The following is a 20,303-nucleotide window of genomic DNA, read 5'->3' on the forward strand; positions in this document are numbered from 1 at the left end:
GAATAATGAACAGGATTTTCTCAACCTTCGGTATTTCGCTATGGATAGCGTTTCTGTCGCCGATGGTAGTGGCGGCCAACCTCAAAGCGCTGGATGTCGCTGCGTTGCCCGGTGACCGTGTCGAGTTGAAGTTGTCGTTCGATGGGCCGCCGCCGCAGCCCCACGGTTACACGACAGAGCAGCCTGCGCGGATTGCGCTGGACCTGCCGGGGGTTACCAGTCAGCTGGCGAGCAAGAATCGGGACCTGGGCGGCGGCAATGCCCGCAGCGCCACGGTGGTTGAGGCCAAGGACCGCACACGGCTGATCATCAGCCTGACTCAATTGACTCCATACAACGCCCGCGTCGAAGGCAACAATCTGTTCGTGGTCGTCGGGCAAGGGGCCGGTAACAAGGCGCCCAAGCCGATCACCAACGCACCGCGCGCAGCCACTGCGACACCAGCGCCCGCCAGGGCCAATGCGCCCGTGGGCAAAGCCATCCGGGGCGTGGATTTCCAGCGCGGCACCCAGGGTGAGGGCAATGTGATCATTGATCTGTCGGATCCGTCGATCGCCCCGGACATCCAGGAACGCGATGGCAAAATCATCGTCGGTTTCACCAAGACCCAACTGCCTGAACGGTTGCGTGTACGCCTCGACGTCAAGGATTTCGCTACGCCGGTGCAGTTCGTCAACGCCAGCGCCACGGGCGACCGGGCCATTATCAGTATCGAGCCCAGTGGCGCCTTCGATTATTCGACCTACCAGACCGACAACAAACTGACCGTCAGCATCCGGGCGATGACTGTCGATGACTTGCACAAGCGCAACACCGAACGCTTTGCCTACACCGGCGAAAAACTCTCGCTGAATTTTCAAGACATCGATGTGCGCTCGGTGCTGCAACTGATCGCCGATTTCACCAACCTCAATCTGGTGGCCAGCGACACGGTGCAGGGCGGCATCACGTTGCGTCTGCAGAATGTGCCGTGGGATCAAGCGCTGGACCTGGTGCTGAAAACCAAAGATTTAGACAAGCGCAAGATCGGTAACGTGCTCCTTGTGGCGCCCGCCTCTGAAATCGCCTCTCGTGAGCGTCAGGAGTTGGAGTCGCAAAAACAGATCGCGGAACTGGCGCCGCTGCGTCGTGAGCTGCTGCAAGTCAACTACGCCAAGGCCAAGGACATCGCTGAGTTGTTCAAGTCGGTGACTAGTGACGACGCAAAAACCGATGAGCGTGGCTCGATCACTGTCGATGAGCGGACCAACAACATCATTGCCTACCAGACCCAGGATCGCCTCGACGAGCTGCGTCGCATTGTTGCGCAGCTGGATATCCCGGTGCGTCAGGTGATGATCGAGGCACGCATCGTCGAAGCCAACGTCGATTACGACAAAAGCCTAGGCGTACGCTGGGGTGGTTCGGCGCAGAAGGGTAACTGGAACACATCCGGGGTCAACGGCTCTTCGACCACCATTGGTACTCCGGGAAGCACCAGCACTAACTCGCCGTTCGTCGACCTGGGGACCTCTGGCAACACCTCGGGGATCGGCATCGCCTTCATTACCGACAATGTGCTGCTGGACCTTGAGCTTTCAGCCATGGAGAAAACCGGCAACGGGGAAATCGTCTCGCAGCCCAAGGTGGTCACGTCCGACAAGGAAACCGCGAAAATCCTCAAGGGCACCGAGATTCCTTATCAGGAAGCCAGTTCCAGCGGCGCCACCTCGGTGTCGTTCAAGGAAGCTTCGCTGTCCCTGGAAGTGACCCCGCAGATCACGCCAGACAATCGAATCATCATGGAGGTCAAGGTCACCAAGGACGAACCGGACTACCTGAACAAAGTGCAGGATGTACCGCCGATCAAGAAAAACGAGGTCAACGCCAAGGTGTTGGTTAACGACGGCGAGACTATCGTCATTGGTGGGGTTTTCTCAAATACTCAGAGCAAGGTTGTAGATAAGGTGCCATTTCTCGGTGATGTGCCGTATCTTGGCCGCCTTTTCCGGCGTGATGTGGTTTCGGAGAAAAAATCCGAGCTGCTGGTATTTCTCACTCCGCGTATCATGAACAATCAGGCGATTGCTGTGAGTCATTGATTCTGTGCGAAATTTGATTCTTGTTGGACCGATGGGGGCTGGAAAAAGCACCATCGGCCGTTTGCTGGCCAAAGAGCTGCGCCTGCCATTCAAAGATTCCGATAAGGAAATTGAATTGCGCACGGGCGCCAATATCCCGTGGATCTTCGATAAGGAAGGCGAACCGGGCTTTCGTGACCGCGAGCAGGCGATGATTGCCGAGCTGTGCGCATTCGACGGCGTGGTGTTGGCGACCGGTGGCGGCGCCGTGATGCGCGAAGCCAATCGTCGAGCGCTGCACGCCGGTGGTCGGGTGGTCTATCTGCATGCGTCTGTCGAGCAGCAGGTCGGCCGAACAGCTCGCGACCGCAACCGGCCACTGTTGCGCACCGCCGATCCGGCCAAGACCCTGCGGGACTTGCTGGCGATCCGTGATCCGCTGTATCGGGAGATCGCCGACCTGGTGGTTGAAACCGATGAGCGGCCACCGCGAATGGTGGTGCTCGACATCCTCGAACGCTTGCAGCAGCTACCGCCCCGTTAATGCGCGGCGCGAAATGCGCTATCCTCGGCGTCCTGTCGCAGCCGCTCAAGGTTGTGGCGGCTGACTACCGAACGGCGTCGCACCAGCAGGCGCCATGGAATTCGTAAACTGAAGGCAGGATGCCTGATTCAATCTTCACTGTGGGGACACATGCAGACACTCAAGGTCGATCTAGGCGAGCGCAGCTACCCGATTCATATTGGCGAAGGTTTGTTGGATCAGCCTGAACTGCTGGCACCGCATATCCGCGGGCGGCAGGTGGCGATCATCTCCAACGAGACCGTCGCGCCGCTCTACCTCGAGCGTCTGACCCGCAGTCTTGCGCAGTTCTCGGTGATTTCCGTGGTGCTGCCCGATGGCGAAGCCTTCAAAACCTGGGAAACCCTGCAGCTGATTTTCGACGGTCTGCTGACCGCACGGCACGACCGCCGCACCACGGTAATCGCCCTCGGTGGCGGTGTGATTGGTGACATGGCCGGTTTTGCGGCTGCCTGCTACCAGCGTGGCGTCGATTTCATCCAGATACCAACCACGTTGTTGTCGCAAGTCGACTCCTCGGTGGGCGGCAAGACCGGGATCAATCACCCGCTTGGCAAGAACATGGTCGGCGCCTTCTATCAGCCCAACGTGGTGCTGATCGATACCGCCACCCTCAACACCTTGCCGCCCCGCGAACTGTCTGCCGGGCTGGCAGAAGTCATCAAATACGGGCTGATCTGCGACGAGCCATTCCTGACCTGGCTCGAAGAAAACGTCGATCGCCTGCGAGCGCTGGACCAGACCGCCCTGACTTACGCCATCGAACGCTCCTGCGCGGCCAAGGCTGCGGTGGTGGGTGCCGACGAGAAAGAAACCGGTGTGCGTGCCACGTTGAACTTGGGCCACACCTTCGGCCATGCGATCGAAACCCACATGGGCTATGGTGTCTGGTTGCATGGCGAAGCAGTCGCTGCCGGCACCGTAATGGCATTGGAAATGTCTGCGCGCCTGGGCTGGATCAGTGAACAGGAACGTGATCGCGGTATTCGTCTGTTCCAGCGTGCCGGCCTGCCGGTCATTCCGCCGGAAGAGATGAGCGAAGCCGATTTTCTCGAACACATGGCAATTGACAAGAAAGTGATCGACGGTCGTTTGCGCCTGGTGCTGCTGCGCCGCATGGGCGAAGCAGTGGTGACCGACGATTATCCGAAAGAGGTTTTACAGGCCACGCTGGGGGCGGATTACCGCGCCTTGGCTCAGCTTAAAGGTTAATAAGATCCCGATGACTAGTTTGCATGCCGACGAGGCTTTCCTCGGCCATTACCAGTTAAGTCATGACCCTTTCGCTCCACGGGTGCCTGGCTTCAAATTTTTCCCGGCCCAGCGCAAACCGGTGCTGGGGCAGTTGCATCATCTGGCCCGTTACAGCCAGTTGTTGCTGGTGGTCACTGGCCCTCAAGGCAGCGGCAAAACCCTGTTGCGTCAGGCCCTGGTGGCCAGCACCAACAAACAGTCAGTGCAGAGCGTGGTGGTTTCCGCCCGTGGTGCCGGCGATGCAGCCGGTATGCTGCGTCAGGTGGCTCAGGCGCTGGACGTCGAGCAGGCCGAAATCGGCGCGATCCTGGCCCAAGTGGTACAGCTTGCCCTCACGGGGCAGGAAGTCTATTTGCTGGTGGATGATGCCGAGCAACTCGACGAATCCGCGCTGGAAGCCTTGCTGGCCTTGGCCGCTGGTGCACCGGAAGGTCGCCCGCACGTGTTCCTGTTCGGGGAGTCCTCGCTGATTGCCCAACTTGAAGCGCTGAGCCTGGAGGAAGAGCGCTTCCACGTCATCGAATTGCAGCCTTATACCGAAGAAGAAACCCGCGAATACCTGGACCAGCGTCTTGAAGGCGCTGGCCGGGGTATCGAACTTTTCACCGCAGATCAGATCTCTGATATTCACGAAAGCTCCGACGGTTGGCCTGGCACCATCAACCAGGTCGCCCGCGATGCGATGATCGAAGCAATGATTGCCAGCCGCTCAGCGGTGAAGCGTCCAAGTATGGGGTTCAACATGCCGAAGAAACACGTATTGGCGATTTCCGCCGTGGTCGTGGTCGCGGTAGCTGCCGCCTGGTTGATGCCGGGTCGCAGCAAAGCGCCGACCACCGGTGCGCCTGCCAACGAACAGGCGCAACTGCCGCTGGGCCAGGGCTCGCCACAACCTGACAGTGGTGGCGCTCCATCCGTCGAATTCGCCGGTAATTCGCAACCGATGCCGTTGCCGTTGGTCGGCAACTCGCAGCCGGTGATGCGTGGTCCATTGGCCGAAGCCGCCGGTGGTATCACCGAAGGCGACGACGGCGTGCCGGTCGAAGGCTCCAGCGCTACACCGCCAACCGTGACCACGACTGCGCCGCCTGCCGGCATCCAGCCGGGCCCGGCGCCAACGCCTGCCGCCAAACCGGTTCCAGCGCCGACTCAGGTCGCTACAGCCAAGCCCGCACCTGCACCTGTTGCCAAACCGGCTCCAGCGCCCGCCAAGCCGGTCGTCGCCGCCAAACCTGCCGAGAAGCCTGTCGCCGTGGCTAAAGCCGCCGGTGGCGGCTGGTACGCAGGCCAGGCGCCGGGTAACTACGTGGTGCAAATCCTTGGCACCAGCTCCGAATCGGCCGCGCAGAGCTTCGTCAAGGAGCAGGGCGGCGAGTACCGTTATTTCAAGAAAGTACTCAACGGCAAGCCGCTTTACGTCATCACCTACGGTAGCTTCGCCAACCGCGATGCAGCCGTTACCGCCATCAAGGCCTTGCCAGCGAAGGTTCAGGCTGGTAAACCTTGGCCTCGCACTGTCGCCAGCGTCCAACAGGAACTGGCAACAACTCGCTGAAGATTCGGCGGCCTTACCCAGGCCGCCTCTCCAAGCACCTCAAAATTTCTGCAAGCGCATGCCGCCCCTCCAGGCCGCGTGCCTTGTGGTGTCTGCGTCATAGTGGTCTTTGAGTCGTTGCGGTCAAAATTAAAAAAGTTTTGACTAGCACAGCATATCGCTTTAAACCTTTCACAAATGCGACATAGATTTGCGACATTTCGTCGTCAAATTTGTGAGCCTCGGTGTCGGTGTGTACAATGACCTCCCTTTTGCCCCCGCAAAGCTGGCGTACGTTCGGCGTGGATGGTAACCGGTTGAATTGAAAAGAAATTTGCCTCGACAAGAGGCAGCCTGGTGAGAAAGTGTCTATGAAAGCAGGTCTGTACCAACCAGATGAATTCAAGGATAACTGCGGTTTCGGCCTGATAGCCCATATGCAGGGCGAGCCCAGTCATACCCTTTTGCAAACGGCCATTGAGGCCCTGACCTGCATGACCCACCGCGGTGGGATCAACGCCGACGGCAAGACCGGTGACGGTTGCGGTCTGCTGATTCAAAAGCCGGATGTATTCCTGCGTGCGATTACCCAGGAAACCTTCGGCGTCGAACTGCCCAAGCAATATGCCGTGGGCATGGTCTTCTTCAACCAGGACCCGGTCAAAGCTGAAGCCGCTCGCGAGAACATGAACCGCGAGATCCTGGCCGAAGGCCTGACCCTGGTCGGCTGGCGCAAAGTGCCGATCGACACCAGCGTCCTCGGCCGCCTGGCCCTCGAGCGCCTGCCGCAGATCGAACAAGTGTTCATCGGTGGTGACGGCCTGAGCGATCAGGACATGGCGATCAAGCTGTTCAGCGCCCGTCGTCGTTCGTCCGTGGCCAACGCCGCCGACGTCGATCACTACATCTGCAGCTTTTCCCACAAGACCATCATTTACAAAGGCCTGATGATGCCGGCGGACCTCACCGCCTTCTATCCAGACCTGAGCGACCAGCGCCTGCAAACCGCAATCTGCGTGTTCCACCAGCGTTTCTCCACCAACACCCTGCCGAAATGGCCGCTGGCTCAGCCATTCCGCTTCCTCGCCCACAACGGCGAGATCAACACCATCACCGGCAACCGCAACTGGGCTCAGGCCCGTCGCACCAAGTTCACCAACGATCTGATGGATCTGGAAGAACTCGGCCCGCTGGTCAACCGTGTAGGTTCCGATTCCTCCAGCATGGACAACATGCTCGAGCTGATGGTCACCGGTGGCATCGACCTGTTCCGTGGCGTGCGGATGATCATTCCGCCTGCGTGGCAGAACGTCGAAACCATGGACCCGGATCTGCGTGCGTTCTACGAATACAACTCGATGCACATGGAGCCGTGGGACGGTCCGGCCGGCGTGGTAATGACCGACGGTCGTTACGCGGTGTGCCTGCTCGACCGTAACGGTCTGCGTCCGGCGCGTTGGGTTACCACCAAGAACGGCTTCATTACCCTGGCCTCGGAAATCGGTGTCTGGAACTACCAGCCTGAAGACGTGATCGCCAAGGGCCGCGTTGGTCCGGGCCAGATCTTTGCCGTGGACACCGAAACCGGTCAGATCCTCGACACCGATGCCATCGACAACCGCTTGAAGTCCCGTCATCCGTACAAGCAATGGCTGCGCAAGAATGCCCTGCGCATCCAGGCGACCATGGAAGACAACGACCACGGTTCGGCGTTCTACGACGTCGATCAGCTCAAGCAGTACATGAAGATGTATCAGGTCACGTTCGAAGAGCGCGACCAGGTGCTGCGCCCATTGGGTGAGCAAGGCTACGAAGCCGTCGGCTCCATGGGCGACGATACGCCGATGGCTGTGCTGTCCCAGCGTGTGCGCACGCCGTACGACTATTTCCGCCAGCAGTTCGCGCAGGTGACCAACCCGCCGATCGACCCGCTGCGCGAAGCCATCGTCATGTCGCTGGAAGTCTGCCTCGGCGCCGAGCGCAACATCTTCCAGGAGTCGCCGGAACACGCCTCGCGCGTGATCCTCAGCTCGCCGGTCGTTTCCCCGGCCAAGTGGCGTTCGCTGATGAACCTCGATCGCCCAGGCTTCGAGCGTCAGATCATCGACCTCAACTACGACGAGAGCGTCGGCCTCGAAGCGGCGGTGCGCAATGTTGCCGATCAGGCTGAAGAAGCCGTTCGCTCCGGTCGCACCCAGATCGTGCTGAGTGACCGTCACATCGCCCCGGGCAAGTTGCCGATCCACGCTTCGCTCGCCACCGGTGCGGTACACCACCGCCTGACCGAAAAAGGCCTGCGTTGCGACTCCAACATCCTGGTAGAAACCGCTACTGCTCGCGACCCGCATCACTTTGCGGTGCTGATCGGTTTCGGCGCCTCGGCGGTCTATCCGTTCCTGGCTTACGAAGTGCTGGGCGACCTGATCCGCACCGGTGAAGTACTGGGCGACCTCTACGAGGTGTTCAAGAACTACCGCAAAGGCATCACCAAAGGGCTGCTCAAGATCCTGTCGAAGATGGGTATCTCGACCATCACGTCGTATCGTGGTGCACAGTTGTTCGAAGCCATCGGCCTGTCCGAAGAAGTCTGCGAACTGAGCTTCCGTGGCGTGCCAAGCCGCATCAAGGGTGCGCGTTTCGTCGATATCGAAGCCGAGCAGAAAGCCCTTGCGGCCGAAGCCTGGAGCCCGCGCAAGCCAATCCAGCAAGGCGGTCTGTTGAAGTTCGTCCACGGTGGCGAATATCACGCCTACAACCCGGACGTGGTCAGCACCCTGCAAGCCGCTGTGCAGCAGGGAGACTACAGCAAGTTCAAGGAATACACGGCGCTGGTGGACAACCGTCCAGTGTCGATGATCCGCGACCTGTTCAAAGTCAAAACCCTGGACACGCCGCTGGACATCAGCGAGATCGAACCGCTGGAATCGGTGCTCAAGCGCTTCGACTCCGCGGGCATCTCTTTGGGCGCATTGTCGCCGGAAGCTCACGAAGCCCTGGCCGAAGCCATGAACCGCCTCGGTGCGCGTTCCAACTCCGGCGAAGGCGGCGAAGACCCGGCGCGCTACGGCACCATCAAGAGCTCGAAAATCAAGCAGGTCGCGACTGGCCGTTTCGGGGTCACCCCGGAATACCTGGTCAACGCTGAAGTGCTGCAGATCAAAGTCGCTCAGGGCGCCAAGCCCGGCGAAGGTGGTCAGCTGCCTGGCGGCAAGGTCAACGGTCTGATCGCCAAGCTGCGTTATGCAGTGCCGGGCGTGACCCTGATTTCGCCTCCGCCGCACCACGACATCTATTCGATCGAAGACTTGTCGCAGCTGATTTTCGACCTGAAACAAGTCAACCCGAAGGCACTGGTCTCGGTGAAGCTGGTTGCAGAAGCCGGCGTCGGCACCATCGCTGCCGGTGTGGCCAAGGCCTACGCGGACTTGATCACCATTTCCGGCTACGACGGCGGTACCGGTGCATCGCCACTGACCTCGATCAAGTACGCGGGCGCACCGTGGGAACTCGGCCTGGCCGAAACCCACCAGACGCTGCGCGGCAACGACCTGCGCGGCAAGGTCCGGGTACAGACCGACGGCGGCTTGAAAACCGGCCTCGACGTGATCAAGGCTGCCATTCTCGGCGCTGAAAGCTTCGGCTTCGGCACCGCGCCAATGATCGCTCTGGGCTGCAAATACCTGCGTATTTGCCACCTGAACAACTGCGCCACCGGCGTTGCGACTCAGAACGAGAAGCTGCGCAAGGATCACTACATCGGTACCGTCGACATGGTGGTGAATTTCTTCACCTACGTCGCCGAAGAAACCCGTGAGTGGCTAGCCAAACTGGGCGTACGCTCCCTCGAAGAGCTGATCGGTCGCACCGATCTGCTGGACATCCTCGAAGGCCAGACCGCCAAGCAGAACCATCTGGACCTGACGCCATTGCTGGGCAGCGATCACATCCCGGCAGACAAGCCTCAATTCTGCCAGGTCGACCGCAATCCGCCGTTCGACAAAGGCCTGCTGGCCGAGAAAATGGTCGACCTGGCCACCTCGGCCATCAACGACATGAGCGGCGCCGATTTCGCCCTGGATATCTGCAACTGCGACCGCTCCATCGGCGCACGGATCTCCGGTGAAATTGCTCGCAAGCATGGCAACCAGGGCATGGCCAACGCGCCGATCACCTTCCGCTTCAAAGGCACGGCGGGTCAGAGCTTCGGTGTGTGGAACGCCGGCGGCCTGAACATGTACCTGGAAGGCGACGCCAACGACTACGTCGGCAAGGGCATGACCGGCGGCAAGCTGGTCATCGTTCCGCCGAAGGGTAGCCTCTACAAGACTCAGGACAGCGCCATTATCGGCAACACCTGCCTGTATGGCGCCACCGGGGGCAAGCTGTTCGCCGCCGGTACCGCGGGCGAGCGTTTCGCGGTGCGTAACTCCGGTGCTCACACCGTCGTGGAAGGCACTGGCGATCACTGCTGCGAATACATGACCGGTGGTTTCGTCTGTGTGTTGGGCAAGACTGGTTACAACTTCGGCTCAGGCATGACCGGCGGTTTCGCCTACGTGCTCGACCAGGACAACACTTTCGTTGACCGGGTCAACCACGAACTGGTGGAAATCCAGCGGATCAGCGGTGAGGCGATGGAAGCCTATCGCAGCCACCTGCAACGCGTGCTGAACGAATACGTCGAGGAAACCGACAGCGAGTGGGGTCGTAACCTCGCTGAAAACCTCGATGACTATCTGCGCCGTTTCTGGCTGGTCAAGCCCAAGGCTGCCAACCTGAAATCGTTGCTTTCCAGCACCCGTGCCAACCCGCAGTGATATGCGCCTGAAGAGTTTGATGAGGTTTTAACAATGGCTGAACGTCTGAATAACGACTTCCAGTTCATCGACGTCGGGCGCAAAGATCCGAAGAAGAAACTGTTGCGTCAACGCAAGAAAGAGTTCGTGGAAATCTACGAACCCTTCAAACCCCAGCAGTCGGCCGACCAGGCCCACCGCTGCCTGGGTTGCGGTAACCCGTATTGCGAATGGAAGTGCCCTGTGCACAACTTCATTCCCAACTGGCTCAAGCTGGTGGCCGAGGGCAACATCCTCCAGGCCGCCGAGCTGTCGCACCAGACCAACACCCTGCCGGAAGTCTGCGGCCGGGTTTGTCCCCAGGATCGTCTGTGCGAGGGTGCCTGCACCCTTAACGACGGTTTTGGTGCGGTGACCATTGGTTCGGTGGAGAAGTACATCACCGACACCGCGTTCGCCATGGGCTGGCGCCCGGACATGTCCAAGGTCAAACCGACCGGCAAGCGTGTCGCGGTTATCGGCGCGGGCCCTGCCGGCCTGGGCTGTGCCGACGTGCTGGTACGTGGCGGCGTGACCCCGGTGGTGTTCGACAAGAACCCGGAAATCGGCGGTCTGCTGACCTTCGGGATCCCCGAGTTCAAGCTGGAAAAGACCGTGCTGAGCAATCGCCGCGAAGTCTTCACCGGCATGGGCATCGAGTTCCGCCTGAACACCGAAATCGGCAAGGACGTGACCATCGAGCAACTGCTCGAAGAATACGATGCCGTGTTCATGGGCATGGGTACTTACACCTACATGAAGGGCGGCTTTGCCGGTGAAGACCTGCCGGGCGTGTATGACGCGCTGGACTTCCTGATTGCCAACGTCAACCGCAACCTGGGTTTTGAAAAGTCGCCGGAAGATTTCGTCGACATGAAAGGCAAGAAGGTCGTGGTGCTGGGCGGTGGCGACACGGCGATGGACTGCAACCGTACTTCGATCCGTCAGGGTGCCAAGTCAGTGACCTGTGCGTATCGTCGTGACGAAGCGAACATGCCGGGCTCGCGCAAAGAGGTGAAGAACGCCAAGGAAGAAGGCGTGAAATTCCTCTACAACCGTCAGCCGATCGCTATCGTGGGTGAAGATCGTGTCGAAGGCGTGAAGGTGGTCGAGACCCGTCTCGGCGAACCGGACGCCCGTGGTCGTCGCAGCCCCGAGCCGATCCCGGGTTCCGAAGAGATCATCCCGGCTGATGCCGTGGTCATCGCCTTCGGTTTCCGTCCAAGCCCGGCATCGTGGTTCGAGCAGTTCAGCATCCAGACCGACAGCCAGGGCCGCGTCGTGGCTCCGGAACAAGGTCAGTACAAGCACCAGACCAGCAACCCGAAAATCTTCGCCGGTGGCGACATGGTGCGCGGTTCCGACCTGGTGGTAACGGCGATCTTCGAAGGCCGCAATGCCGCTGAAGGGATCCTGGATTACCTGGGCGTCTGACTCGTATTCCAACATTGGAATGCAATTCCTGTGGGAGCTGGCTTGCCAGCGATAGCATCGCCTCGGTCTAACTGAAAGACCGAGGTGTTCGCATCGCAGGCAATCGAGCGTCGACCGGCGCTCCCACAGTGTTTTTTGGTGTTGCGAAAGCTGCGTTCCACCGCGACAAATTGACCCGATAGACAAAAGGATCGGCTCTTGCCGTGCCTTTTGCGTCGCGCTCTGAGAAAATGCCCGCACTTTTTTTCCGGATGCCGACATGACTGCCCTGAAGAACGACCGTTTCCTTCGCGCCCTGCTCAAGCAACCCGTAGACGTCACCCCTGTGTGGATGATGCGTCAGGCCGGTCGCTACCTGCCGGAATACCGCGCCAGCCGTGCCAAGGCCGGCGACTTCATGAGCCTGTGCATGAACCCGGCGTTCGCTTGCGAAGTCACGATGCAGCCGCTCGACCGCTATCCGCAACTGGACGCGGCGATCCTTTTCTCCGACATCCTGACCATCCCCGATGCCATGGGCCAAGGCCTGTACTTCGAAACCGGTGAAGGTCCGCGCTTCAAGAAAGTCATCAGCACCCTGGCCGACATCGAAGCCCTGCCGATTCCTGATCCGCACAAAGACCTCGGCTACGTCATGGACGCGGTCAGCACCATCCGCCGCGAACTGAACGGCCGCGTGCCGTTGATCGGCTTCGCCGGCAGCCCATGGACCCTGGCCACCTACATGGTCGAAGGCGGCTCGTCGAAAGACTACCGCAAGACCAAAACCATGCTCTACGACAACCCGCAAGCCTTGCACCTGCTGCTGGACAAGCTCGCGCAGACCGTCACCAGCTACCTCAACGGCCAGATCATGGCCGGCGCGCAAGCGGTGCAGATCTTCGATAGCTGGGGTGGCAGCCTCTCGGCGGCGGCGTACCAGGAATTTTCCCTGGCCTACATGCGCAAAATTGTCAGCGGCCTGATCCGCGAACACGAAGGCCGCAAGGTACCGGTCATCCTGTTCACCAAGAATGGCGGCCTGTGGCTGGAAAGCATCGCCGACGCTGGCGCTGATGCGCTGGGCCTGGACTGGACCTGCGACATTGGCGAAGCCCGTCAGCGTGTCGGCAGCAAAGTCGCCCTGCAAGGCAACATGGACCCGACCGTGCTCTACGCCAAGCCAGAAGCCATCCGCACCGAAGTCGGCCGGATCCTCGCCAGCTACGGCAAAGGCAGCGGCCACGTGTTCAACCTCGGCCATGGCATCACGCCGGAAGTCGACCCGGAACATGCTGGTGCGTTCCTGCGCGCGGTGCATGAACTGTCGGCGCAGTATCACGAGTGATCGTGATCCGATAAAAAACGCCCGGCATATGCCGGGCGTTTTTGTTGGTGGTTCAGAAAATGAGAAGTGGATGCAGTTCATTGTGGGAGCGGGCTTGCCCGCGATGGCGTCATCTCATACAACACATGTACTGGACCGACCATCACTATCGCGGGCAAGCCCGCTCCCACAGGGTTGTGCGTCATGCCTTCAAATTGACCAACGGCGGCAACTTCGCCAGCTTCAACGCCACCAACAACGCAATCACCAACAACCCGCCAATAAACAACCCGATCCCGTTCCAGCCACCCAAGTGCCAAGCCACACCGCCCGCCGTACCCGCGATACTCGACCCGGCGTAATAGCTGAACAGGTACAGCGATGACGCCTGTCCTCTGGCCTTGATCGCACGACGGCCAATCCAGCTACTGGCCACCGAATGCGCACCGAAGAAGCCGAAAGTGAAGATCAGCATGCCGAGAATCACCAGCGGTAACGGTGTGAACATGGTCAGGGCGATGCCCGCGAGCATGACCACGATGGTTGCCCAGAGCACTTTGCGCCGGCCGAGCTGGTCGGCCAGGGCGCCGATTTTCGCCGAGCTGTAGATGCCCGACAGGTACACCACCGAAAGCAGCCCGACGAAGGCCTGGTCCATATGGTACGGCTCGGCCAGCAAGCGATACCCGATGTAGTTGAACAGCGTGACGAACGCGCCCATCAGCACGAACGCTTCGACAAACAACAGCGGCAGACCGGCATCGCGAAAGTGCATGGTGAAGCCGTCGAGCAAGCTACGCGGATGCAATGAGCGGGCGCGGAAGTTGCGCGATTCCGGGAGGATTTTCCAGAACACCGCTGCGGCAATCAGCGCCAGGCCACCGATGACCAGCATCGCCGTGTGCCAGCTGACGAAGTCGATCAATACCCCGACGATCAACCGTCCACACATGCCGCCAATGGCATTGCCGCCGATGTATAACCCCATGGCCAGGCCAAGGTGCTGCGGATGGATTTCTTCGCTTAAGTAAGTCATCGCGACCGCCGCCAGACCGCTCAACGACAGCCCCACCAGCGCCCGCATCACCAGCACGCCTTGCCAACTTGGGATCATCGCGCTGGCCATGGTGCAGAGTGCGGCGGCGAATAGCGCGGCGACCATCACCGGTTTACGCCCGATGCGATCAGAGATGGGGCCGGTGATCAGCAAGCCGATGGCGAGCATGCCGGTGGCGACCGACAGGATCAGGCTGCTCTGGGCCGCGTTGATGGAAAACTCGCGGGACAGCAGCGGCATCATCGGCTGCACACAGTACAGCAAGGCAAAGGTCGCGAAACCGCCCGAAAACAGCGCCAGCACCGTGCGCATGAACATTGGCGTGCCTTTCTCGATATAGATCTCGCTTAGCTCGGTGACGACATCGTCCCGCGCGGCGGGCGGAATTTCATGGGCGAGTGGGGCGACAGCAGTTTTCACTTTGGACCTCGGAGAGTGCAGCCGGTCAGGCAATGAAAAAATCATATAGCTGGCTAATGTTTCTATCCAATATATTGTTCGACCTGTTTGATAGGTTCTACGACCTAATGGAGTTTTTATGGAATTGCGCCACCTGCGCTACTTCATCGCCGTCGCCGAAGAACTGCACTTCGGCCGCGCAGCCCAAGTGCTGGGCATCTCGCAACCACCGCTGAGCCAGCAGATTCAGGCGCTGGAACAGGAGGTCGGCGCCCGGTTATTCGAGCGGACCAATCGTCGGGTCGAACTCAGTGAGGCCGGTCGGCTGTTTCTGGAAGAGGCGCGGTTGGTGCTGGCTCAGGTCGACAAAGCGGCGGATGTTGCACGACGGGCACAACTCGGCGAGTTGGGTGAGCTGAAGATCGGCTTCACCTCGTCGGCACCGTTCAACTCGACCATTCCCCAGGCAATTTTCTCGTTTCGCCAGCGCTTTCCGGCGGTGCATTTGCATCTGCGGGAAATGAGCAGCACCCAAGTGGCCGATGCGCTGGTGGATGAGTCGATCGAAGTCGGCATCATGCGACCGCTGGGCTTGCCGGACTCACTCAGCGTGGTGGAACTGACGCGCGAGCCACTGGTGGCGGTGCTCAGCTCCAAGCATCCGTTGGTAAGCGGCAGCGAAGACGGCCTGTTCCTGTCAGCCCTTGCCCTCGAACCGTTCGTATTTTTCCCACGCAGCTATGGCAGTGGTCTGTACGCACAGCTGCTCAGCCTGGCGCGGGATGCCGGTTTCAGCCCGCACTTTGCGCAAGAGGCTGGCGAGGCAATGACCATCATCGGGTTGGTGGCGGCGGGGCTTGGGGTGTCGGTGTTGCCGGCGTCTTATCAGCGGATGCGTATTGATGGCGTGGTCTACCGCCAGTTGCTGGATCCGGAAGCGGTGTCGGCGGTGTGGCTGGTGCAACGCAAAGATCAGAAGTCGCCGATGGCCAAGGCGTTTGTGGAGTTGTTGACGCGTAAGGTAGAGCCTTTGAAGCCGTAACGATGGGTGACCTCAGTGAGGTCACCCGTTTTTCTTTACCAGGCACTACACCGAGACCTGCACCTGCAATCGTCGACCAATGACATCCATCAAATCGCAACCATCGCGCAATGACGTCACTAACACCCGCGCCAACTCACTGTGAACGCCCTCGCCAAACGCGAAATTTTCCAGCAGTTGGGTCGCGGTGCGAATGCGATAGGCCGCTGTTTCGTGCAACACGTCCAGCGGCGCTTCGGTGTCGATTACTAACGATGCGATGGTGCAGTCGATGCCGGTGATAGGCATGTATCGATCCATGACAAGAAACCTCCATTTGGTAAAAAACAGAACTACTCAGCGTTGGTTGTTTGATGGAGCCTCAGACGACCCTACGGGTGGTTCCAGGTTGTCTAGCGCTCGATTGACCAATAACTCGCCCAGTACGGCCAGTTGCTGAATGGCCAGCGCCAAATTGCGGCGCGAACCTTCCAGCTCGCAAGCGAGATCGGTGGTCATGACATTCAGCGAGGCAAGTGTTTCGCAGGCGTGACAGAGCAGGGATGCCGTGTCGGCATTCGGGACGATGGTGAAGAAGTGGCTGACCGGGTCGGGGCGGTCTGGTTTGCGCAGACGGGCGCTGACGCGGCGTTCGATGATTTCGGAGAGTTTGGATAAATCGACGGTGTCGTCGGTTGGGAGGTCTGGGGATTCTGGGGTGGTCTTTTTCATGGCGTAGCTCCTTGCAAGGTTTGAGAAGGTGCCAGTCCCTTGGCAGCGTTACGTGAATTGACGGCTCGGTTGAATTATTACCAGAGAATTCAATTTTATTAATCAAATAAATGAACATCTATGTAATTAAATGATTCATTCAAGGTTGAATGATTTCTGTAGGAAGTTGCTGTAAGAAATGGCTGTGGGAAGTTTCTCTAAGTTGGGTGGTCAATTGCAACAGAGCGACCACCTGAAGAGTTGGAAGCGAAATATTATTTAACGATTGTTTGTCGTGTTCACGACATTAATTTTTGTACAGCTCCCAGAGGTGTAGGATGCTGATGTCACGCAGAGATGCTTCTGTGTTTTCATCGAGGGCGTGCAGTTTGCTCAAGCTATAAGAAATGGTAGATATTTAATGTACAAGAAAGAAAAAACGGAAAACTTGAAGAATAATATTAAGTACTTGATTAAAAGTCGTGGAGAGACACAGCTATCCTTATGCAATGCGAGCGGATTAACCCGGACCACGATATACAATATTCTGGAAGGGAGGGTGGTAAACGTTCAGCAGTCTACGATTCAAAAAATTTCTGATTTTTTTGGTGTGTCCTACAAAGAAATAGAGACTGTTGATTTTGAAGTAAAGGAAACAATTGAAAGTAGTGTCTCTTTGCTTGGGAATATGAACCCGGCGGCAGTTCCTATAATTAAGGAGAGTTTGCTAATTCAGAGCTTGGACAAACGAATCGGTGAGCTGGCTACGATTTACCCTCTTACTTATTATTTCGGTTCTGCTTGCAACGTAATAGGCGTGCTGCTAGAGAGTGAAGTGGGTGGTGTGAATGAGCCGGGAGATCTGTTAATCGTCAAAAAAGGTTTTTTGAACAGCGATAAAGAGAAGTTGGTGTACGACAAAATAACAAAAAAATTATTTGTAACCAATGAGTCTTGTTTTGATTCTGATGTTATTTGTGTTGTTGGAGATGTATTAGAGGAGAGGTTTAATGGTCGGGGATAATGAGATCGAAAACAGTAAATATAAATTGTTAGGGTTTGAAAATACTAAAAGTCTAGCTGTTATTATGGTGATCTCTACAGGGAGGGTTGTAAAGTTAAAGTTAGGTGATCTGTTGAAAAGTGAAGTGCTGGATAATTTAAATAAAGGGGAGATAAAGGATGTGTACAGAAAATTTTATTCCGGTGGGGCTGCATTAACCGCATATGAAGTAAATGATCGTCATGAACGGTCTTGGATGACTTACGTAGTTCTCAATTTGGCTTTATTTGCGCTTTATGTTTTCACGAACGTTGCTGCCACAAAACTTGTTTATTTAGAGCGATTTGATGTTGTGGTTACTCCGGGCGTGTTTCTATATCCGCTGACGTTTTTAATAGTCGATTTGTTGAATGAGTCTTATGGTCTTAGACTTGCAAAAAAAGCTATATTGTTTGCTTTTGCAAGTAATGCTTTTATCATCGTTTTGCTCAGTATCACCAGCTACCTCCCAGGTTTACCCAGTTGGAAACTTGATATGCACTATGGCGAGGTTGTTGGTCATGTTTCGTCTGTGTTAGTCGCATCCTCTATTTCTTTTCTTTTTTCCGAATATGTTAACTCTTATTTGTTGTGTAAAATAAAAGAGCTCACGAACTCCAGATTTCTATTTTTGCGAGTGTTTTTTAGTACTTTTTTTGCGGTGATAATAGATAGCTTTATTTTCTGCTTTATTGCGTTTTATGGCACCATGTCAAATGGTGACATACTTAATATAATCTATCTTCAGATAGCTATAAAAATGTGTTTCGCTGTTTTTAATATCTTGCCCGCTTACGGAGCAAGGTCGTTGTTTAAAAAATATATAGCTGGGGCCTAATCTGCATAGAAATGGAGGTGAGCTGGGCTGTCAATAGCCCGCTCCCCTGTAGTATGTTGTTCTTTATAATTCCAGTTTTATTTTTAGACTGTTAGTGATCTCTGTTCTGTTTGCCATAAATGCCTTCAACCCTTTTGCGCGAAGATTACAAGCATCACAATTGGCGCACCCACTTCCCTTAATTCCGTTATAACAAGACAATGTGTGCTCGCGGATCAAGTCCAATTTTTTGTAGTGATCGGCCAAGGCCCAAGTCTCTGCCTTGTTCAGCCACATAAGCGGGGTTTCAATGTGCAGCTTATAGTCCATTCCCAATTCAATGGCATTATTCAGCGTCTTGATAAACTCATCCCGACAATCCGGATAGCCAGAGAAATCTGTTTCACAAACACCCGTGATTACAGTTTCAGCACGCACTTGATAGGCATAAATAGAGGCCAAGGTTAAAAATAGTATATTTCTGCCTGGTACGAAAGTGTTTGGCACGTCCCCAGAACTGTTTGTGGTTTGGACTGGAATGTTATCTCTGGTTAAGCTGCTAATGGTCAGCTCGTTCAGTAGTGATGTGTCTAGTACTTTGTGCACTGTCACCCCAAGCTTCTTTGAGAGCTGTTGCGCCACTTCAATCTCTGCGCGATGGCGCTGACCATAGTCAAACGTAATGCAGTGTATTTCATCATAAGTTTGCAAAGCATGGATCAAGCAGGTTGTTGAGTCTTGTCCACCACTGAAAACGACGACTGCCTTGTTATTCATTCTTTTTTCATCCTTGGGGTAATCCCGACATGTAACTGAGACATTGACCCTACCGCGAAGCTTAAGGTCTCGCTGTGGGACGTTTCCGAAATGACAGACGGCGCTTTCCTTAGTTTTATTTCTTCGCTGGGTGCGCCCCTTTGGCAAAGCCGTCTTCGTGGGATCGGAGTGGTTGAATTACGGTTTGTGCTGGTGACTACGGAATATTGCGGCATGGCCTACAAATGCATCAGAAACCACCGACTTGTGTGCTTTCCTGGTCCTGGGTAACTTTATTGTCAGTGTTACTACTCGGAAATTTCAGGAAGCGAAGTTTATCCGAAGGCACCAACAGGAATGAAAACCATGACCGAACAATTCAGTCGATGGGACTCCGCTGACTACCTCAAAACAGAGGAGGAGAGGACTGAATATCTAGAAGTTTGCATGGATGCAATGAGAGGCGATTTGAAGTTTATGGCCAAAGTGCTTGAGACGATTGAGCGTGCTCGCAGCAGGGATAGATTCTTGAACGGTACTAGCCGCGTTCCCGAAAGGGGCTTGTAAGACTCTGAGGATCCTGGTTAACCAGCCATCGCAGAGCCAGACAGGTAAAGGGCGATGACAACCCGACCTGTTTGTAAAAAGGGCGCCGAAAGGCGCCCTTTGTCGTTTCGCACGACTGCCTCAGTCGACGTGCGCCAAATCACCACGCAACGCTACGCTGGATACCACCAGCCCGGCGCGGCACTGGAATTTTTCGGTGTCTTTGTAGAGGTCGCGCTTGTCGACACTGGCGATGTTGATCACCGCGTTTGCATCGGCTTTCTTCGCAGCGTCCTGCAAGGTCGCCAGGGCCGATTGCAGGGCCCAGAAGCAGGCGTCCTGATCCGATTTATTGGAGCCGTTGGTCTTGCGACTGCTGCTCACGGTGTCGAGTTTTCGCACCTGCTTGGGCAAGGTTTCACCGGCCAGGTAGAACTTGACGCTACCGTCCAGCAGGCCGGCGTCGGTGGCACGTTTTACGCCTTCGCGAAAACTCAGATAGGTCGGCTCTTCGGCGCCTTGCTTGATGATGCCCAGTTCGTTGACCTGCTCGATGGTTGGATCGAAGGACAGCTCTTTGAGGACGTTGTCACGCAGTTTGTTGACCCAGCGGTTGTAGTTGCCGTGGATCTTGCCGTTCTTGTAGTCCAGGCCGTAGCTGCTGCGGTAGTCGATTTCGAACGAGGTCGGGGTGAACGGGATATCGACTTCGGCGTGGTGCCGGCCACGCACGGTGATGGCGGCCTTGATCATGCCCGGACGTACCGATTGCACGACCCATTCGCGGTCATTCAGGGCGGTGACGATGGCGCGGCTCATCTGCGATTGGGTGAAACCCAGGTCGGCGGAAAAGTCTTCCTTGGCGTTATACACCGGCTTGCTGGTACAGCCGCCCAGCACAAAGGCCAGGGCCAGCAAGGCGACGATGCGGTGAAACTGAGTCATTCC

15 protein-coding genes are annotated in these 20,303 nt (G+C 56.9%); 10 read left to right on the plus strand and 5 right to left on the minus strand.

Going from position 1 to position 20,303, the window contains the following annotated elements; genetic code table 11:
- Positions 1 to 5: 5 nt before the first annotated feature.
- The 7 genes from pilQ (at position 6) to hemE (ending at position 13,027) form a co-directional block, all read left to right on the plus strand.
- On the plus strand, positions 6 to 2,081 hold the full coding sequence (gene pilQ, locus AB3226_RS16790; RefSeq protein ID WP_367373861.1) for a type IV pilus secretin PilQ: 2,076 nt from the start codon (positions 6 to 8) through the stop codon (positions 2,079 to 2,081).
- Positions 2,082 to 2,085: 4 nt separating this feature from the next.
- Entirely contained in the window at positions 2,086 to 2,604 is a 519-nt protein-coding gene (gene aroK, locus AB3226_RS16795) for a shikimate kinase AroK (protein WP_052965071.1), read from the plus strand.
- Between the two features lie 150 nt (positions 2,605 to 2,754).
- Positions 2,755 to 3,855 carry a 3-dehydroquinate synthase gene (gene aroB, locus AB3226_RS16800; RefSeq protein WP_367373862.1) on the plus strand — a complete coding sequence of 367 codons (1,101 nt, stop codon included), beginning with the start codon at positions 2,755 to 2,757 and terminating at the stop codon, positions 3,853 to 3,855.
- Positions 3,856 to 3,865: 10 nt separating this feature from the next.
- Positions 3,866 to 5,452, plus strand: a complete 1,587-nt coding sequence (locus tag AB3226_RS16805) for an SPOR domain-containing protein (protein ID WP_367373863.1) — start codon at positions 3,866 to 3,868, stop codon at positions 5,450 to 5,452.
- A gap of 350 nt (positions 5,453 to 5,802) precedes the next feature.
- Positions 5,803 to 10,248 (plus strand): glutamate synthase large subunit, encoded by a 4,446-nt coding sequence (gene gltB / locus AB3226_RS16810; protein ID WP_367373864.1) that lies wholly within the window; start codon positions 5,803 to 5,805, stop codon positions 10,246 to 10,248.
- A 33-nt stretch (positions 10,249 to 10,281) separates the two neighbouring features.
- Entirely contained in the window at positions 10,282 to 11,700 is a 1,419-nt protein-coding gene (locus AB3226_RS16815; RefSeq protein ID WP_048396075.1) for an FAD-dependent oxidoreductase, read from the plus strand.
- Between the two features lie 259 nt (positions 11,701 to 11,959).
- Entirely contained in the window at positions 11,960 to 13,027 is a 1,068-nt protein-coding gene (gene hemE, locus AB3226_RS16820; RefSeq protein WP_030129206.1) for a uroporphyrinogen decarboxylase, read from the plus strand.
- A gap of 181 nt (positions 13,028 to 13,208) precedes the next feature.
- On the opposite strand, the gene AB3226_RS16825 is transcribed toward hemE, so the two are convergent.
- A complete protein-coding gene (locus AB3226_RS16825; protein ID WP_367373865.1) occupies positions 13,209 to 14,483 on the minus strand; it encodes an MFS transporter in 1,275 nt (424 codons plus the stop codon).
- Positions 14,484 to 14,601: 118 nt separating this feature from the next.
- On the opposite strand from AB3226_RS16825, the gene AB3226_RS16830 reads away from it, so the two are divergent.
- Complete coding sequence (locus tag AB3226_RS16830; RefSeq protein ID WP_367373866.1) at positions 14,602 to 15,504, plus strand: LysR substrate-binding domain-containing protein; 903 nt, start codon at positions 14,602 to 14,604, stop codon at positions 15,502 to 15,504.
- Between the two features lie 45 nt (positions 15,505 to 15,549).
- On the opposite strand, the gene AB3226_RS16835 is transcribed toward AB3226_RS16830, so the two are convergent.
- Together AB3226_RS16835 and AB3226_RS16840 are read right to left on the minus strand one after the other, a co-directional pair.
- Positions 15,550 to 15,804: a hypothetical protein gene (locus AB3226_RS16835; RefSeq protein WP_063341815.1), complete on the minus strand. Its 255-nt coding sequence runs from the start codon at positions 15,802 to 15,804 to the stop codon at positions 15,550 to 15,552.
- A 36-nt stretch (positions 15,805 to 15,840) separates the two neighbouring features.
- On the minus strand, positions 15,841 to 16,215 hold the full coding sequence (locus AB3226_RS16840; RefSeq protein ID WP_367373867.1) for a DUF6124 family protein: 375 nt from the start codon (positions 16,213 to 16,215) through the stop codon (positions 15,841 to 15,843).
- Positions 16,216 to 16,615: 400 nt separating this feature from the next.
- Between AB3226_RS16840 and AB3226_RS16845 the strand changes: the two genes are divergently transcribed.
- Positions 16,616 to 17,218 (plus strand): helix-turn-helix transcriptional regulator, encoded by a 603-nt coding sequence (locus tag AB3226_RS16845; RefSeq protein ID WP_367373868.1) that lies wholly within the window; start codon positions 16,616 to 16,618, stop codon positions 17,216 to 17,218.
- Positions 17,205 to 18,074 carry a queuosine precursor transporter gene (locus tag AB3226_RS16850; protein ID WP_367373869.1) on the plus strand — a complete coding sequence of 290 codons (870 nt, stop codon included), beginning with the start codon at positions 17,205 to 17,207 and terminating at the stop codon, positions 18,072 to 18,074. Before AB3226_RS16845 ends, AB3226_RS16850 begins: the two co-directional genes overlap by 14 nt.
- 63 nt (positions 18,075 to 18,137) lie before the next feature.
- On the opposite strand, the gene queC is transcribed toward AB3226_RS16850, so the two are convergent.
- Together queC and AB3226_RS16860 are read right to left on the minus strand one after the other, a co-directional pair.
- Positions 18,138 to 18,830 carry a 7-cyano-7-deazaguanine synthase QueC gene (queC, locus tag AB3226_RS16855; protein WP_367373870.1) on the minus strand — a complete coding sequence of 231 codons (693 nt, stop codon included), beginning with the start codon at positions 18,828 to 18,830 and terminating at the stop codon, positions 18,138 to 18,140.
- A 666-nt stretch (positions 18,831 to 19,496) separates the two neighbouring features.
- Positions 19,497 to 20,300: a hypothetical protein gene (locus AB3226_RS16860; protein ID WP_367373871.1), complete on the minus strand. Its 804-nt coding sequence runs from the start codon at positions 20,298 to 20,300 to the stop codon at positions 19,497 to 19,499.
- Positions 20,301 to 20,303 lie beyond the last annotated feature (3 nt).

Origin of the sequence: Pseudomonas lini, assembly GCF_964063345.1 — a bacterium.
In the GTDB taxonomy this organism is placed as follows: Bacteria; Pseudomonadota; Gammaproteobacteria; order Pseudomonadales; family Pseudomonadaceae; genus Aquipseudomonas; species Aquipseudomonas lini_B.